This is a genomic window from Pseudomonas sp. MPB26 (genome assembly GCF_046605355.1).
GTDB classification, from domain to species: Bacteria; Pseudomonadota; Gammaproteobacteria; order Pseudomonadales; family Pseudomonadaceae; genus Aquipseudomonas; species Aquipseudomonas cedrina.
Genome location: NZ_CP176793.1, coordinates 2,492,714 through 2,509,196, shown reverse-complemented (window position 1 = coordinate 2,509,196; position 16,483 = coordinate 2,492,714). Strand labels below are relative to the sequence as shown.

14 protein-coding genes are annotated in these 16,483 nt (G+C 61.6%); 9 read left to right on the top strand and 5 right to left on the bottom strand.

From position 1 onward, the window contains the following. Positions 1–23: 23 nt before the first annotated feature. Positions 24–536, bottom strand: a complete 513-nt coding sequence (locus ACLH0H_RS11540) for a glycine cleavage system protein R (RefSeq protein ID WP_186694053.1) — start codon at positions 534–536, stop codon at positions 24–26. A 267-nt stretch (positions 537–803) separates the two neighbouring features. On the opposite strand from ACLH0H_RS11540, the gene ACLH0H_RS11535 reads away from it, so the two are divergent. Then, a complete protein-coding gene (locus ACLH0H_RS11535; RefSeq protein ID WP_411382089.1) occupies positions 804–2,981 on the top strand; it encodes a malate synthase G in 2,178 nt (725 codons plus the stop codon). A gap of 168 nt (positions 2,982–3,149) precedes the next feature. Here ACLH0H_RS11535 and ACLH0H_RS11530 read toward each other — a convergent pair whose 3' ends face one another. Then, a complete protein-coding gene (locus ACLH0H_RS11530; protein ID WP_076953263.1) occupies positions 3,150–3,596 on the bottom strand; it encodes a response regulator in 447 nt (148 codons plus the stop codon). Between the two features lie 245 nt (positions 3,597–3,841). Here ACLH0H_RS11530 and ACLH0H_RS11525 point away from each other — a divergent pair, with 245 nt between their 5' ends. The 8 genes from ACLH0H_RS11525 to ACLH0H_RS11490 all read left to right on the top strand — a co-directional run bounded on the left by ACLH0H_RS11525 (position 3,842) and on the right by ACLH0H_RS11490 (position 12,766). After that, a complete protein-coding gene (locus ACLH0H_RS11525; protein WP_411382088.1) occupies positions 3,842–5,776 on the top strand; it encodes a putative nucleotidyltransferase substrate binding domain-containing protein in 1,935 nt (644 codons plus the stop codon). Continuing rightward, the gene (locus tag ACLH0H_RS11520; protein ID WP_411382087.1) at positions 5,773–6,480 is read left to right on the top strand and encodes a PolC-type DNA polymerase III; all 708 of its coding nucleotides are present in this window, start codon (positions 5,773–5,775) and stop codon (positions 6,478–6,480) included. Before ACLH0H_RS11525 ends, ACLH0H_RS11520 begins: the two co-directional genes overlap by 4 nt. Positions 6,481–6,624: 144 nt before the next feature. Next, a complete protein-coding gene (locus ACLH0H_RS11515) occupies positions 6,625–7,143 on the top strand; it encodes an RNA polymerase sigma factor (RefSeq protein ID WP_411382086.1) in 519 nt (172 codons plus the stop codon). Further along, positions 7,140–8,108 carry a FecR domain-containing protein gene (locus tag ACLH0H_RS11510; RefSeq protein WP_411382085.1) on the top strand — a complete coding sequence of 323 codons (969 nt, stop codon included), beginning with the start codon at positions 7,140–7,142 and terminating at the stop codon, positions 8,106–8,108. Before ACLH0H_RS11515 ends, ACLH0H_RS11510 begins: the two co-directional genes overlap by 4 nt. Before the next feature lie 207 nt (positions 8,109–8,315). Beyond that, on the top strand, positions 8,316–10,748 hold the full coding sequence (locus ACLH0H_RS11505) for a TonB-dependent siderophore receptor (RefSeq protein ID WP_411382084.1): 2,433 nt from the start codon (positions 8,316–8,318) through the stop codon (positions 10,746–10,748). A 10-nt stretch (positions 10,749–10,758) separates the two neighbouring features. After that, positions 10,759–11,862 carry a PepSY-associated TM helix domain-containing protein gene (locus tag ACLH0H_RS11500; RefSeq protein ID WP_411382083.1) on the top strand — a complete coding sequence of 368 codons (1,104 nt, stop codon included), beginning with the start codon at positions 10,759–10,761 and terminating at the stop codon, positions 11,860–11,862. Further along, positions 11,859–12,029, top strand: coding sequence for a hypothetical protein (locus ACLH0H_RS11495; protein ID WP_411382082.1), 171 nt, complete (start codon positions 11,859–11,861; stop codon positions 12,027–12,029). Before ACLH0H_RS11500 ends, ACLH0H_RS11495 begins: the two co-directional genes overlap by 4 nt. Before the next feature lie 107 nt (positions 12,030–12,136). Further along, a complete protein-coding gene (locus tag ACLH0H_RS11490; RefSeq protein ID WP_411382081.1) occupies positions 12,137–12,766 on the top strand; it encodes a glutathione S-transferase family protein in 630 nt (209 codons plus the stop codon). A gap of 174 nt (positions 12,767–12,940) precedes the next feature. Here ACLH0H_RS11490 and creD read toward each other — a convergent pair whose 3' ends face one another. From creD to creB, 3 genes are read right to left on the bottom strand one after another with little or no spacing between them, the layout of a single operon-like run. Continuing rightward, complete coding sequence (creD, locus tag ACLH0H_RS11485; RefSeq protein ID WP_411382080.1) at positions 12,941–14,314, bottom strand: cell envelope integrity protein CreD; 1,374 nt, start codon at positions 14,312–14,314, stop codon at positions 12,941–12,943. Between the two features lie 52 nt (positions 14,315–14,366). Then, the gene (gene creC, locus ACLH0H_RS11480; protein ID WP_411382079.1) at positions 14,367–15,806 is read right to left on the bottom strand and encodes a two-component system sensor histidine kinase CreC; all 1,440 of its coding nucleotides are present in this window, start codon (positions 15,804–15,806) and stop codon (positions 14,367–14,369) included. Next, entirely contained in the window at positions 15,806–16,474 is a 669-nt protein-coding gene (creB, locus tag ACLH0H_RS11475; RefSeq protein ID WP_186694085.1) for a two-component system response regulator CreB, read from the bottom strand. Before creB ends, creC begins: the two co-directional genes overlap by 1 nt. Positions 16,475–16,483 lie beyond the last annotated feature (9 nt).

The following is a 16,483-nucleotide window of genomic DNA, read 5'->3' as shown; positions in this document are numbered from 1 at the left end:
GCATGCATAACCGGGTAGGTGGGTTATTCCTCGTTGCGCAGTTCCACCATCAAGTCGTCCGCCAGGGTTTCCAGGGATTGCTGCAAGTCATCCAGGGATAATGTCGACGGCACCTGCAGCAAAGCTTCGGCGCTGAACAGCGGATCACCGCTCATCGGCGCCGGACGTACATCGGTACTCAAACGCTCCAGGTTGACGCCCTGCTTGCTCAACAGCGCAGTGATCTCGCGCACGATGCCGGCGCGGTCGTTGCCTACCAGCGTCATCACGATCGACTTGGACGCGGAGGCCTGGCCGCTGCTGCCCTCACCCACCAGCACGCGAATGCCGTGTGTGGATAAATCCTCCAGCGCACCCACCAACGCCTGACGGTTCTCGGCAGGCACACTGACACGCAGGATCCCGGCAAACTGCCCCGCCATATGCGCCATTCGGCTTTCCAGCCAGTTGCCCCCGTGGGCGGCGATATTCTGCGCGATACGTTCAACCAGGCCGGGTTTGTCGGCGGCGATAATTGTGAGTACAAGATGGTCCATGGCGTTGCCCTCTGGAATTCAATCTACAAGGTGGACGCAGGCGCCCTCGAAAACAAATCGTGTACCATTTTTATATTTATCTGGAACAATCCAATAGTTTTTTGAGAACATCCGGTTCTCCGCTGTGACCGTACGACCAAAGTGGGTCGCTAAACGACGTATTTAGTCTAATTTTCACAACCGCAAGTCATGATGTAGTATGCCCAACCGTGCACTACATAATGAAAATCCGAAACAGCGCATAAGCTCCGCAGAGTGAGGCAAGAGATGACTGAACACGTTCAAGTCGGTGGCCTGCAGGTCGCCAAAGTCCTGTTCGACTTCGTGAACAACGAAGCCATTCCCGGCACCGGCATCACTGCCGCGCAGTTCTGGGCCGGCGCCGACAAGGTCATCCACGACCTGGCCCCGAAGAACAAAGCCCTGCTCGCCAAACGCGACGACTTCCAAGCGCGGATCGACACCTGGCACCAGACTCACGCAGGCAAGGCTCACGACCCGGTGGCCTACAAGGCCTTCCTGCAAGACATCGGCTACCTGCTGCCGGAAGCCCCGGACTTCCAGGCCACGACCCAAAACGTCGACGACGAAATCGCGCGCATGGCCGGCCCCCAATTGGTGGTACCGGTCATGAACGCCCGTTTCGCCCTCAACGCCTCGAATGCGCGCTGGGGTTCGCTGTATGACGCGCTGTACGGCACCGACGCCATCAGCGAAGCCGACGGCGCCGAGAAGGGCCAGGGCTATAACAAGGTACGCGGCGACAAGGTCATCGCCTTCGCCCGTGCATTTCTCGACGAAGCCGCGCCGCTCAGCGCCGGCAGCCACGTCGAGTCGACCGGCTACAAGGTCGTCGATGGCAAGCTGATCGTCAGCCTCAAGGGCGGCAGCAACAGCGGCCTGCGCGACGACGCCCAGTTCATCGGCTTCCAGGGCCCCGCGGCCGAGCCGATTGCAATCCTGCTCAAACACAACGGCCTGCACTTCGAAATCCAGATCGACGCCAGCACCCCGGTCGGCCAGACCGACGCCGCCGGCATCAAGGATGTGCTGATGGAAGCCGCGCTGACCACCATCATGGACTGCGAAGACTCCGTCGCCGCCGTCGATGCCGACGACAAAGTGGTGATCTACCGCAATTGGCTCGGCCTGATGAAGGGCGACCTGGCTGAAGAAGTGGCCAAGGGCGGCAAGACCTTCACCCGCACCATGAACGCCGACCGCGTTTACACCGGCGTGGACGGCAACGACGTGACGCTGCACGGCCGTTCGCTGCTGTTCGTGCGTAACGTGGGTCACCTGATGACCATCGACGCGATCCTCGACAAAGACGGCAACGAAGTACCGGAAGGCATCCTCGACGGCCTGCTCACCAGCCTGGCGGCGATCCACAGCCTCAACGGCAACAACACGCGCAAGAACAGCCGCACCGGTTCCGTGTACATCGTGAAACCGAAGATGCACGGCCCGGAAGAAGTGGCGTTCACCAACGAGCTGTTCGGCCGCATCGAAGACGTGCTGAACCTGCCGCGCAACACGTTGAAAGTCGGGATCATGGACGAGGAGCGCCGCACCACGGTCAACCTCAAGGCGTGCATCAAGGCCGCCAGCGAGCGCGTGGTGTTTATCAACACCGGCTTCCTCGACCGTACCGGCGACGAGATCCACACCTCCATGGAAGCCGGCGCGATGGTGCGCAAGGCGGCGATGAAATCGGAGAAGTGGATTGGCGCCTACGAAAACTGGAACGTCGATATCGGCCTGAGCACCGGCCTGCAAGGCCGCGCGCAGATCGGTAAAGGCATGTGGGCCATGCCCGACCTGATGGCTTTGATGCTCGAGCAGAAAATCGCCCACCCCTTGGCCGGCGCCAACACCGCCTGGGTACCCTCGCCAACGGCAGCGGCCCTGCACGCGTTGCACTATCACAAAGTGGATGTCTTCGCCCGCCAGGCCGAACTGGCCAAGCGCGAACGCGCCTCGGTGGACGACATCCTGACGATCCCCCTGGCCAGCAACACTGCTTGGTCCGACGAAGAAATCCGCAACGAGCTGGACAACAACGCTCAGGGCATCCTCGGTTATGTGGTGCGCTGGATCGACCAGGGCGTCGGCTGTTCGAAAGTGCCGGACATCAACGATGTGGGACTGATGGAAGACCGCGCCACCCTGCGCATCTCCAGCCAGCACATCGCCAACTGGCTGCGTCACGGTGTCGTCACGCAAGCCCAGGTGATGGAAAGCCTCAAGCGCATGGCGCCGGTGGTGGACCGTCAGAATGCCGGTGATGCGTTGTATCGCCCGCTGGCGCCGGATTTCGACAGCAATATCGCATTCCAGGCGGCGGTGGAGTTGGTGATTGAAGGGACTAAACAGCCCAATGGGTATACCGAGCCGGTGTTGCATCGTCGGCGTCGGGAGTTCAAGGCTAAAAACGGCCTGTAAATGAAAAAGCCCTGATCGCAAGATCGGGGCTTTTCTCATCTGGGAAGATTCAGGTATGCCCTGATGGCCTCATCGCAGGCAAGCCAGCTCCCACAGTTTGATGTGTGAATACATTCATATGTGGGAGCTGGCTTGCCTGCGATGACGTCAGTTCAGTCATCCAAAAATTCAGGAGTCCATCCCCAACTCCCGCTTCACCAGCTTCGCCAGCTTCACGCTATCAATAGGCTTGAGCAAAAAATCCACCACGCTCAAATGCATCGCATCGATCACATCCGGCGCTTCCGCGTCCCCGGACATGATGATGATCGGCAGCGCCGCGCGGGTGGACTCACGCACCTGGCGGATCAGCTCCAGGCCATTGCTGGGGGCCATGCGCAGGTCAGTGATCAGCAAACCGATGGAGCTGCTGGATTTCAACAAATTCCACGCCGCCTCGCCACTGTCGGCGGTCATGCAGCGAATACCGTCCAGCCCCAGGATCTCCGCCAGCAGTTCACGCGCATCCTTGTCGTCGTCAACAATCAACACGCGTTGTGGCGGTAAATCAGGCTCCAGCATCACGGCGCTCAGCGCCTCGCGCTCGGCATCGCTCAAAATATCGTGGTCGGACATACGCTTCTCAACAGTTCTATTCACTCTTCCAGCACACTCGTCAGACATCTGCGCAAGGGCGATCAATGTGCACTTCGTCGGAAAGTTTGCCTAGTGGGCGTTATACGGGGTTCGGACGATAGTCGTGTAAGGTTTTTCCTTAGGTGCGTGCCTTTTGTATCGACCTAGACTTACGTCCAATGGGCACCCGCCGCGCGGGGGTCGACCATGAGGGACGATAACGACAAAAAAATGCGGCCACTGTTATGAGTAAAGCTGATGCCTTCGCCCAGGCGGGGAAAACTGCTGTGTTGCAAAACATCCACGGTACGCTGCAGTTCCTGCAGCGCTTCCCGCCCTTCAACCAGATGGAAAACGCCCACCTGGCGTTTCTGGTGGAACAGTGCCAGCTGCGCTTCTATGGTCCCGGTGACAGCATCCTCAAGCCGTCGGGTGGGCCGGTTGAACACTTTTATATCGTCAAGCAAGGCCGGGTCGTCGGTGAGCGGCCCGGGTTGCACCAGGAAGCCGCCGAAACCACCTTTGAAATCACCACCGGCGAATGCTTTCCCCTCGCGGCCCTGCTGGGTGAACGGGCGACCCGCACCGAGCACAAGGCCGCCGAAGACACCTTCTGCCTGCAACTGAACAAACCGGCCTTTATCAAGCTGTTCGCGCTTTCCAGCCCGTTCCGCGACTTCGCCCTGCGCGGTGTCAGCAGCTTGCTGGACCAGGTCAATCAGCAAGTTCAGCAAAAAGCCGTGGAAACCCTCGGTACCCAGTATTCCCTGAACACACGTCTGGGCGAATTGGCCATGCGCCACCCGGTGACGTGCAGCCCGGCCACGCCGCTGCGCGAAGCGGTGACGCTGATGCATGAACAGCAGGTCGGCAGCATTGTGATTGTCGATGAGCACAAGGCGCCGCTGGGGATTTTCACCCTGCGCGACTTGCGCCAGGTGGTGGCCGATGGCACCAGCGACTTTGGCCAAGGCATCGAAGGTCATATGACCCAGGCGCCGTTCTTCTTGACCCCGGACCACAGCGCCTTCGACGCCGCCATCGCCATGACCGAACGGCATATCGCCCATGTGTGCCTGGTCAAAGACCAACGCCTGTGTGGCGTGGTGTCTGAGCGCGACCTGTTTTCCCTGCAGCGTGTCGACCTGGTGCACCTGGCGCGTACCATCCGTAACGCGCCGCGGGTGGACAACCTGGTGGCGATACGCGGCGAGATCGGCCAATTGGTGGAGCGCATGCTGGCCCACGGTGCGTCGTCCACCCAGATCACCCATATCATTACCCTGCTTAACGATCACACCGTGTGCCGGGTGATCGAATTGACCCTCTCCGAAAAAGGCGACCCCGGCATGCCGTTCAGTTGGCTATGCTTTGGCAGCGAAGGCCGCCGCGAGCAGACGCTGTACACCGACCAGGACAACGGCATCCTGTTTGAAGCCAAGGATGCGGGGGAAGCGGAGGCGATGCGTGGCCTGCTGCTGCCGCTGGCGCAGCAGATCAACCAGAGCCTGGCGCTGTGCGGGTTCAGCCTGTGCAAGGGCGATATCATGGCCGGCAACCCGCAATTGTGTTTGTCGCGAGCCGAATGGGCGCGGCGGTTTGCGGCATTCATTCGTGAGGCGACGCCGGAGAATCTGCTGGGCTCCAGCATTTATTTCGACTTGCGCGTGGTGTGGGGCGATGAACGTGGCTGCGAACAACTGCGCCAGGGCATCCTTGATCAAGTGGCGGATAACCGGCTGTTCCAGCGCATGCTGGCGCAAAACGCGCTGCGCCAGCGCCCGCCCGTGGGGCGTTTTCGCGAGTTTGTGCTGACACGCAAGGGCGGCGAAAAAGCTACCCTCGACCTCAAGGTCCAAGGCCTGACGCCGTTTGTCGACGGCGCACGCCTGCTGGCCCTGGCCAATGGCATACACGCCAACAACACCCTGGAGCGCCTGCGCCAACTGGTGGTCAAGGAAGTCATCGAACCGTTGGACGGCGCCGCGTATGAAGAGGCGTACCACTTCATCCAGCAAACCCGCATGCAACAGCACCAACGGCAAACCCGCGAGAACCAGCCGTATTCCAATCGCGTCGACCCCGACAGCCTCAACCACTTGGACCGGCGCATCCTGCGCGAATCCCTGCGCCAGGCTCAACGCCTGCAAAGCAGCCTGACATTGCGGTATCAGCTGTGAGCCTGTTCAGTTGGCTGCGCACGAAAAAGCCTGGGCTCGACAGCGCACAACTCAAGCGCATGGAGCAGCTGCGCAAGCCCACCGTTCTGGGTCACGGTTCCTTGCGCGACCAGCGTTGGGTCGTGCTGGACCTGGAAACCAGCGGGCTGAACCTCAACCGTGACCAGGTGCTGTCCATTGGCGCGGTGGTGATCGAAGACGGCGCAGTGGATTTCTCCCAACTCTTCGAGCGCACCCTGCAACGCGCCGAAACCAAACTCAGCCCCAGCGTGTTGATCCACGGCCTCGGCCCCAGTGCGATTGCGGCCGGCTGCAACCCGGTGGAGGCGCTGCTGGACTTCATGGAGTACGTCGGCGACAGCCCGTTGCTCGCGTTTCACGCGCCGTTCGATCAACACATGTTGTGCCGGGCGCTCAAGGACAGCCTGGGTTACCGCCTGACGCATACGTTTCTCGATGTTGCCGAGATCGCCCCGCTGCTGTGTCCCGATGTGCCTTTGCGCGAGGCTGGGCTGGACGATTGGGTCAACCACTTCAACCTGCACGTGGGCGAGCGCCATCACGCCAGCGCCGATGCCCTGGCCACGGCGGAACTGATGCTGATCCTGTTGAGCCGCGCGCGCCAGCAGCACATCGACTCGCCACAGGCGCTGCAAGAGCGTTTGAGCCAATGGAAACGGCGCAGACAGACACCCTCTTTCTAGGCGACGCAGGGCGTCACGGGATGCATTCCCACGCAGAGCGTGGGAACGATCTCCCGACAGACGCCAATTGCGCCCACCCCACGGCTCTGACACAATCGCGAATAATTCTCGTTAGTTTAAACCTCTTGTTTATTCGGTGATGCCTTGTCGTCGGTCCAGAACCCACACAGTGAGCTCGTTGGCGCGTTGTATCGCGATCATCGTGGCTGGCTGTTGGCCTGGCTTCGGCGAAACGTAGCCTGCCCGAGTCGCGCCGAAGACTTGAGCCAGGACACCTTCATGCGCCTGCTGGGCCGTGACGAGTTACGCCAACCCCGCGAACCCCGGGCGTTTCTGGTGGCCATCGCCAAGGGCCTGTTATTCGACTATTTCCGTCGCGCCGCCCTGGAACAGGCCTACCTCACCGAACTGATGCTGATCCCGGAAAGTGAACACCCTTCTCCTGAACAGCAACAGCTGATCCTCGAAGACCTCAAGGCCATCGACCGCCTGCTCGGCAAGTTGTCGAGCAAGGCCCGCGCCGCCTTCCTCTACAACCGACTCGATGGCATGGGCCATGCGCAGATCGCCCAGCGTCTGGGCGTGTCCGTGCCGCGCGTGCGCCAATACCTGGCTCAGGGCATTCGCCAGTGCTACATCGCCCTGTATGGCGAGCCGCAGTGACGATGACCGGTTCCAAGCCGGTCTCGGCCCGCGTCCTGGATGCCGCGATTGCCTGGCAACTGTCCCTCGATTCGGGCGACGGCAGCCTGGTTGAGCGCGAAGAATTCGCCAAATGGTTCGCCAGTCATGAGGAACACGCCCGCGCCTGGCGCCAGCTGGGCATGCTCGACCAACGCTTCAGCGCCGCTTCGGGCCCGGCGCGGGCGGCGCTGCTGCAGTCGCGCCAGGGTATTCGCCAGCGGGTGCGCAAGCTGGGCAGCGGCCTGGCGAGCATCGCACTGGTCATTGGCCTGGCGTTGTTTGCCGGTGAGCGCTATGTGCCGATCCATTACTGGCTGGCCGACCAGCGCACCGCCACCGGCGAGCAGCGCACGCTGAAACTGGAGGACGGCACCCTGGTCAACCTCAACACCCACAGTGCAATCGACGTGCGCTTTGATGAAAAACGTCGACTGATCGTGTTGCAGGAAGGCGAAATCCTGATCGAAACCGGCCACAACGATGCGCGCCCGTTCTATGTGCAAACCCGCGACGGCAGCCTGCGCGCGTTGGGCACGCGGTTTATCGTCAAGCGCGAAGACGACGCCACGCGCTTGAGCGTGCTGCAATCGGCAGTCGCCGCCCAGCCAGAGGCGCTGCACCAGGAACAGATCTTCAAGGCCGGCCAGCAAGTGCTGATGCGCAGCGACGGCCTCGGCCCTGCGCTCGCCGTCACCCCCGCCACCGACGCCTGGACCCGCGGCATGCTGGTGGTGGACAACGCCCGCCTGGGCGATGTGGTCGCGGAGCTCAGCCGCTACCGCACCGGTTACCTGGGGGTGGACAAGGCCGTGGCAGACCTGCGCATCACCGGCAGCTTCCCGCTGCACGACACCACCCTGGCGTTGAATGCGCTGCTGCCTACGTTGGCGGTGCGGATCGAGCAGCGCACGCCGTGGTGGGTGACGGTGAAGAGTAAGCCTTAGATTTGGCGGTGCCTGGGCGATTGCTATCGCAGGCAAGCCAGCTCCCACATTTGACTGGGTTCACAAATCGTAATGTGGGAGCTGGCTTGCCTGCGATGGCGCCCTGAAGACCACCTCAGAAAAAATATTTTCACCCAGCCCTATCACTTTTCGATTCTCGTTCGGCACCTAGGCAATTGAGAAATATTTCCATTCAGGAGCCGCCCTATGTCCCGCACGCTAGACACCTTGTTGCGCCCCAGCCTGTTAGCCGTGGCCATTGCCCTCAGCGCACCGCTCGCCAGCCCATTGCTGATCGCCGCCGAGCAGGCGTCCAGCGTGCGTGCGTACAACCTGCCGGCAGCGCCCCTGGCCACCACCCTGAACCAGATCGCCAGCCAGGGCGGCCTCGCGCTGACCCTCAGCCCGACGCTAGCCGCAGGCAAGACCTCGGCGCCGGTCCAGGGCCAGTTCGATGCCCCGGGTGCACTGCGTGAAGCGTTGCGTGGGACGGGGTTGCAGTTGGAGCAGAGCAGTGCGGGGACCTATACGTTGGTGGCGGTCCCGGAGGGCGTGATGGCGCTGCCGGTGACCAACATCACCGGCCAGGACGGCAGCCAGGAAACCGCCTGGGGCCCGGTCCAAGGCTACCTGGCCACGCGCACCGCCGCCGGCACCAAGACCGACACCGCCCTGGTCGAAGCGCCGCGTTCGATCTCTGTCGCCACCCGCGCGCAGATGCAGGACCGCAACGTGCAGAACCTGGATGACGCGGTTAAATACATGCCGGGCATCGTGTCCGCCAGCTATGGCAGCGACACCCGCTACGACTGGATGCGCGTGCGCGGCTTCGAACCGACCCAGTTCCTCGATGGCCTGCCGTTGCCACGCGGTGTGTATGCCAATCCGAAAGCCGAAACCTGGAACCTTGACCGCCTCGCCCTGCTGCGTGGCCCGGCTTCGTCGGTCTATGGCCAGACCCCGCCCGGCGGTCTGCTGGACATGGTCAGCCGCCGTCCCAGCGAAGAGTCCAGCCATGCCATCCAAGTGCAATACGGCAGCGACAACTACCGCCAGATCAACTTCGCCAGCACCGGCAAGATCGATGATGAAGGCCAGTTCCTGTATGGCCTCAGCGGTGTGGTGCGCGATGCCGGCACCCAGGTCGATCACATCGACAACAAGCGCTACAACATTGCGCCGAGTCTGACTTGGAATATTGACCCGGATACAAAGCTGACCTTCCTCTCGCAATTCACCCGCGACGATACGGGCACTACCAGCCAATTCCTGCCGATTCAGGGGACCAAGATCAAATCGCCCTTGGGTGAAGTTTCCCACCACAAGAACTTAGGCGACCCGGATTACGAATACTACGACCGTACTTACTACGCGCTGGGTTATGCGTTTGAACATCGCTTCAACGATACCTGGCAGTTCAAGCAGAACCTTCGCTACACCAAGTCGGATCTGTCATTCCAGCAACTGACCGTGGGTTCCTTTGCGTTCTCCCCGGCTGATGCGGCCGGCAATATCAGCCGCTCGACCACTAACGTGGACGAGGACATCAGTCAGTTTGCGTTGGACAACAATTTCCAGGCGGACTTCACGACTGGCGATATCATTCACACATTACTGCTTGGCCTTGATCACCAACGCACCGATACCTCCTATCGGGCGATATTCGGTACAGCGTCAGGCATCAACATCTTCAACCCGATCAACACCGCTCCGACTCTTCGCCCGACCAACGTCCGACCTTTCTACGACTACAACCAGAAAACCGTGCAAACCGGCCTCTACGTACAAGACCAGATGTCCCTCGACAACTGGCGCCTGACCTTGGGCGGACGTGAAGATTGGGTGCATCAGGGCACCACCTACTTCAACGACAGCGATGCGACCAACACTGACCGCATTAAACACTTCAGCGGCAATGCGGCGTTGAGCTATGTGTTCGACTCGGGCTTCGTACCGTACTTGTCCTACGCCGAATCATTCCAGCCGGCGAGCAACGCCGATACCAATGCCCTCACGACGTTCAAGCCGACGGAAGGCAAGCAATGGGAAATGGGGGTCAAGTACCAGCCGCCCGGCTCGAATACGCTGCTGAGCGCGGCGGTCTACGACTTGACCCAGAAAAATGTGCAGGTGACGACCATCGGCCCAGGTGGCCAGCAAATCAACAGCCAGACCGGCGAAGTGAAAGTCAAAGGACTGGAACTGGAAGCCGTGTCTGACGTCACCGACAACCTCAAGGTCATCGCCGCCTACACCTTGGCGAAATCCGAGGTACAAAAAGGCATCCACAAGGGCAACCGCCTGCAACTGATGCCCAACCAGCAAGCCTCCCTGTGGACAGACTACACCTGGCACACCGGCCCGCTCGATGGTTTCGGCATCGGCTTTGGCGCCCGCTACACCGGCAATACCTATGGTGACCAGGCCAACACCTGGCTGGGCAAGGCCAATGCCTACACCGTATTCGACGGTGCTGTGCATTATGACCTCGGGCGCCTGGACAACAGCCTGAAGGGCGCGTCGGTCAAGTTGAACGCGACCAACCTGTTCAACAAGGACTACCTTTCCACCTGTGACGGCAACTACTGCTACTTCGGCGACCAACGCAGCGTAGTCGCCAGCGCCACCTACCAGTGGTAAGCGCTGGAAAATGAAAAGCAAAACCATCCGCCGCTGGTCCTTTATCCACACCTGGACCAGCCTGATCTGCACGGTGTTCCTGCTGCTGCTCGCTTTCACCGGCCTGCCGCTGGTGTTTCACCACGAGATCGATCACCTGCTGGGCAATGAGCCTGAGCTGGCGCAAATGCCCGCCGATACGCCGCGGCTCGACCTGGAGCAACTGGTGGCCAGTGCCCAGGCCCATCGCCCCGGCGAAGCCCTGCAGTACCTGGCCTGGGACGAAGACGATGCGAACGGTGTGATCGCCATCATGGCCGCCACCGCCGGCACCGAACCCAATTTGTCGCACACCTTCATGCTTGACGCGCGCACTGGTGATGTCGTGGAAACCCCGGCGGCCAACGGTGGGTTCACCTTGTTCCTGCTGCGCTTGCATGTGGACATGTTCGCCGGCTTGCCGGGCAAGTGGCTGCTGGCATTCATGGGGGTTCTGTTTGTAGTGGCGATCATCTCGGGCACGGTGTTGTACCTGCCGTTCATGCGTCGCTTGACGTTCGCCACCGTACGCCACGACAAATCCACCCGCCTGCGCTGGCTCGACCTGCATAACCTGATCGGCGTGGTCACGCTGACCTGGGCGCTGGTGGTCGGCGTCACCGGCGTGATCAGTGCGTGCGCCGACCTGATCATCGACGCCTGGCGCCAGAACAGCCTCAGCGCCATGATCGAACCCTACAAAAACGCGCCGCCCCTGACCCAACGGGCGCCGGCCAGCGATTTGCTGACGATTGCCGCCAAGGCCGCGCCCGGCATGCAAGCGGACTTCATCGCCTTCCCCGGCACGCGCTTTTCCAGCGAGCACCATTACGCCGTATTCATGAAGGGCAGCACCCAGCTTACCTCGCACTTGCTCACGCCGGTGCTGATCGATGCCAGCACCCTGGCGGTCACCGCCATCGGCGAACGGCCGTGGTACATGGACGCCATGGGCATGTCCCAGCCGCTGCATTTTGGCGACTACGGCGGCATGCCGATGAAAATCCTCTGGGCAGTGCTGGATGTGCTGACCATCATCGTGCTGGTGAGCGGGATTTATTTGTGGATCGTGCGGCGCAAGGCGGGCAAGGCATGAGGCCGCGCCAGTCGAGTTTCTGGAAGGTCTTCGGCATGCCGCTGGGCATTGGCTTGCTCAGCGCTGGGGGGTTGTTTGCGGCGCTGCTCGGGGATGGGGTGTGGGATTCGCTCAGTTGGGTGGGGTTGGGTATTCCCGCTGCCATTGCGGTTTGGGCTCTTCTGTAGGAGCGAGCTTGCTCGCGAAAAACGCGAGAGCGCCACGTCAAACCTGTTGCCCTGCGTTATCGTTGACGTCTTTCGCGAGCAAGCTCGCTCCTACAAGGGAAACATCCATGTCCGCGCCCAGCATGACCCTGTTCCACAACCCCGCTTCACCCTTCGTTCGCAAGGTGCGCGTGCTGCTGGCTGAAACCGGCCAGCAGGACCGCGTGACGCTGCACGGCTGCATGCCGACCCCGGTCAACCCCGATGCACAGCTGGTAGAGGGCAACCCCGTGGGCAAGATCCCGGCCCTGCGCCTGGCCGACGGCACGGTACTGCATGACAGCCGCGTGATCCTCGATTATTTCGACCACCAGCACGTCGGCAACCCACTGATCCCCCGTGACGGCTCGGCCCGCTGGCGCCGCCTGACCCTGGCCTCGATGGCCGACGGCATCATGGACGCCGCCGTGCTGGTGCGCTACGAGACCGCCCTGCGCCCGGTGGAAAAGCACTGGGATCAATGGCTCGACGAGCAGCGCAACAAGATCCGCCGCACCCTCGCGGAACTGGAAGCGGACGCCATCGCCGAATTGGCCAGCCACTTCGACATCGCCGCCATCAGCGTGGCCTGCGCCTTGGGTTACCTCGATTTCCGGCATCCGGACATGCACTGGCGGTCGGAAAATCCCAAGCTTGCCCAGTGGTACGCAGAGGTCAGCCAACGGCCTTCGATGCAGCAGACACAACCGCCGGTCTAACCTCCACCACCGTCCAGTGTGGGAGCTGGCTTGCCTGCGATAGCGGTGGGTCGCAAAAAGATGTGTTGGATGACACGCCGCCATCGCAGGCAAGCCAGCTCCCACAGTGTTCGGCGGCATGGTTGAGGAAGTCGATCATCCGCGCCTTCATCTGCTGATCCTCACGCAACCCGATCATTGCACCGCCTCCAGGTCAAACTGCAGCGGCTCGGCCTTCTTGCCCTTGCCCACCCCATACCAATCCAGTTTGCGCGTCAGCACCATCACCGTACCCAACAGGCCGAACAGCAACAACGAGCCCATCAACAACGCATAATCCTCGGCACTCAACAGGCCGTACAACAAGCCATACAGCGCCGCCAACCCCGCCGAGAAGCCCAGGCCATGGGCAACGCTGCGCAGCACATGGCACACGTAGAAACCAATCAACAACACGCAGGCACTGGCCGAGATGAGGTAGGCCATGGCGAAGCCAAGGTGCTCGGACAACGACAACAACAGCAGGTAAAAGAACGCCAGCGCAAAGCCCACCAAGGCGTACTGGATCGGGTGCACCGTCAGGCTCTTGAGCACTTCGAAGAGGAAGAAGCCGGCAAAGGTCAGGGCGATGAACAGCAGCGCATATTTGATCGCACGCTCGCTCTTGAGGTACTGGTCCACCGGGTCGATGAAGTTCACGCCGAAGCTGCGGCTGTTGAAGTCGTCACAGCCCTGGCCGTCCAGGCAGGTTTGCAGGGCTTGCTCTAGGTTGGTGGAAAAGAATGAGGTCTGCCAGTTGGCGCTAAAGCCCTTGTCGGTAATCTCGCGTTGCGCCGGCAGGAAGTTGCCGATGAAGCTGGGGTGCGGCCAGTTGGAGGCGAGCGACACTTGGCTGGTCTTGCCCACCGGCACCACTTGCAGTTGCTCGGTGCCTTGCAGGCGCAGGTCAAAGGCAAACGCTACGGCGTTGGGTTTTTTGCTGTCCTGTTCCGGCAGCATCACGTGCACGCCCTCACCCAGCCAGTCCACCTGGGAGCCCGGTTCGAATTCCAATTGCTGGCCGCCGAGCTCAAGCTTCAATGCGTTTTCGATGCCACGGATATCGCTGATGCCCACCGCCAGAAACGCCGGTTCGAAGCGGTAATCGGCAAAGTTCTCGGTAATGCCCAACTGCGCAGGCAGCTCGAAACGCCCGCTGATGCGGTTGTCGGCATGGAACAGCCGCGCCTGGTAGATGCCCCGCGCACGCAGCTCCGTTTGCACCTTGCCGTCCAGCTCGAAACGGTCCGGCAGGAAATACAGACGACCCCGTTCCTCACGGGTGACTTCGTAGCGCTTGTTGAGTTTTTCATTGAGCTTCCACTCGCGCACGGTCTTGCGATACGGCACCACCATCACCGGGCCGGTGAGGCGCTGGCTGTTACTGGAACTGCGGGCGATGTCTTCCAGCACGTTGTCGCGCGTGAACTGACGGTCGGCGATGATGCCGTTGATCATCAGCAGCGGAATCAGCAACAGCAAAATCAGCAGCGCAATCGCGCCAAGTTTGAAAAGCAGGCTGCGGTTCATGGGGTCTCTCCCTGTTTTGATGGGGAGAGTCTGAGCAGCCCGTGTGGGGGATTTATGTGGGCAATGTGGAGACTGTGTGGAGATGCAGCACCGCTTGCACGCCGCCGGGCACGTTGCCGATCTGCAACGCGCCACCGTGCAGTTTCATCACTTCCTCGACAAAGTTGAGGCCCAGCCCGGTACTTTTGCGCCCGCTGGCCGGGCGCGGCAGCGAATAGAAACGTTCGCTCAGGCGCGGCAACGCGTAGTCGGGAATCGGCGCGGCCTGGTTGAACAGGCTCACCTGCACATCGTTGTGGCGCACCTGCGCGCTGAACTTCAACAGGCCGCCGGGCGGGGTGAAGTCCAAGGCATTGTCCAGCAGGTTGCCCAGGGCCTGACGCAGCAGGAACGGTTCGCCATACACCTTCACACCCTCCGCAATCGTCTGCTCGACCTGCAAGCCGGCGCCCTCAATGCGTGCGCACTGAGCCTTGAGCACTTCATCGACCATGGCCGCCAACGGGATACTGGCCTGCTCCTCCAGCCCCTGGCGTTGCTCGACCTGCGCCAGGTTCAGCAAGCGTTCGATCAACTGCTGCAGGCGCGCGCTCTCGCTGTCGATATTGCCGACAAAGCGCTGCTGTTGTTCGCGGCTCATGTCGCCCTGCAACAGCTCCGCCGCGCCGCGTATCGCGGCCAATGGGCTTTTCAGTTCATGAGTCAGTGTATGCACGTAATGTTCGACGTAGGCTTTGCCTTCCAGCTGTGTGCGCATGTGTTCCACGGCGGTGGACAACTGCTTGAGCTCGCCGCCCCGGTAATACGGCAACTCGGCGCGCCGGCCTTCGCTGACCGCCTCGGCGTACGCCGTCAACCGGCGTAGCGCAACGCTCAGCCACCAGGAGAGCAGCGCGCCGAGCAACAGGCCGAGAATCACCAGGCCGGCGCCGTACCACAGCAGGCGGCGCTCGGTGCGGTCGACATAGGGCTGCAATGAGCTGTTCGGCTTGGCCACGGTGACCACGCCGATGATCTGCCCGTTGTCGCGGATCGGTGCGCCCACGTGCATCACCGACGAGGTGGGATCATCCAGTTCGTTGCGCGAAGAACGCGCGCCGTACTCACCGCGCAGGGTCAGGTACACGTCGTTCCACTTGGAATAATCCTGCCCCACCGCCGTACCCGTGGAGTCGAGCAATACGGTGCCCTTGGCGTCGGTGACATAGATACGGTGGTTGACCTGGTTCTTCGGCAGCCCCCAGATGGTCGCCCCCGGCTGGCGATTGCCGTAGGCCTTGAGCAGCTCCGGCCAGTGGCTCTGGCCGAGCGTGCCGTTTTTGACGTCGTCGCGCAGGATCTCGGCCAGCAGGTTGGCGGTGTCCACCAGGGTTTCTTCGGTGGACTGGCGCACGCCGGGGCGGATTTCTTTCATCACGGTGCTGAGCACAAAGTAGCCGGTGAGGCCGATAAACAGCGCATACACCAGGAAAATCCGCAGCCCCAGGCGCATCAGCTGTGGCTCGGGCTGTAGCTGTAGCCGAGGCCGCGATGGGTCTGGATCGGCTCGGCGTCGGCGGCCACGTTGCGCAATTTGCCGCGCAGGCTTTTGATATGGCTGTCGATATTGCGCTCGTAACCGGCATCGGCCGGCACACCGACCGCGTCCAGCAGTTGCTCGCGGCTGAACACGCGCTCGGGTTGCTCCAGCAGGCTTTGCAGCAGGCGGAACTCATGACGCGTGAGGCTCAACGGCTGGCCGCGATAAGTAATCTGCATGCGCTCCAGGTCAACCTGGAACACGATGGGCGCAGCACTCGGGCCAATTCGTTTGAGAATCGCCCTGACCCGCGCGGTGACTTCCCGAGGGCTGAAGGGCTTGACCACGTAATCGTCGGCGCCGATCTCCAGCCCCACCACGCGGTCGATCTCGCCGTCCCGCGCGCTGAGGAACATCACCGGCACTTCGCTGAATCGGCGCAGTTGCTTGCAGGTTTCAAAGCCCGTGATGTCCGGCAGGCCGATGTCGAGGATGATCAGGTCGGCCGGGGTCTGGCGCTGATGCTCCAGCGCCGCCTGGCCGAGTGTCAGCCAGGTGGTGGTAAAGCCCTCGCCTTGCAGGGCGAATATCAGCGTGTCGGCTATCGCCGCTTCGTCTTCGACAATCAGGATATGCGGCATGTGGGTCCG

Bases quoted from the DNA above. Each gene is read 5' to 3' on its own strand.
- ACLH0H_RS11505 (WP_411382084.1), top strand. From the start codon at position 8,316: ATGTCCCGCACGCTAGACACCTTGTTGCGCCCCAGCCTGTTAGCCGTG.
- ACLH0H_RS11540 (WP_186694053.1), bottom strand. From the start codon at position 536: ATGGACCATCTTGTACTCACAATTATCGCCGCCGACAAACCCGGCCTG.
- creB (WP_186694085.1), bottom strand. From the start codon at position 16,474: ATGCCGCATATCCTGATTGTCGAAGACGAAGCGGCGATAGCCGACACG.
- creD (WP_411382080.1), bottom strand. From the start codon at position 14,314: ATGAACCGCAGCCTGCTTTTCAAACTTGGCGCGATTGCGCTGCTGATT.
- ACLH0H_RS11535 (WP_411382089.1), top strand. From the start codon at position 804: ATGACTGAACACGTTCAAGTCGGTGGCCTGCAGGTCGCCAAAGTCCTG.
- ACLH0H_RS11530 (WP_076953263.1), bottom strand. From the start codon at position 3,596: ATGTCCGACCACGATATTTTGAGCGATGCCGAGCGCGAGGCGCTGAGC.
- ACLH0H_RS11495 (WP_411382082.1), top strand. From the start codon at position 11,859: ATGAGGCCGCGCCAGTCGAGTTTCTGGAAGGTCTTCGGCATGCCGCTG.
- ACLH0H_RS11525 (WP_411382088.1), top strand. From the start codon at position 3,842: ATGAGTAAAGCTGATGCCTTCGCCCAGGCGGGGAAAACTGCTGTGTTG.
- ACLH0H_RS11490 (WP_411382081.1), top strand. From the start codon at position 12,137: ATGTCCGCGCCCAGCATGACCCTGTTCCACAACCCCGCTTCACCCTTC.
- ACLH0H_RS11500 (WP_411382083.1), top strand. From the start codon at position 10,759: ATGAAAAGCAAAACCATCCGCCGCTGGTCCTTTATCCACACCTGGACC.
- creC (WP_411382079.1), bottom strand. From the start codon at position 15,806: ATGCGCCTGGGGCTGCGGATTTTCCTGGTGTATGCGCTGTTTATCGGC.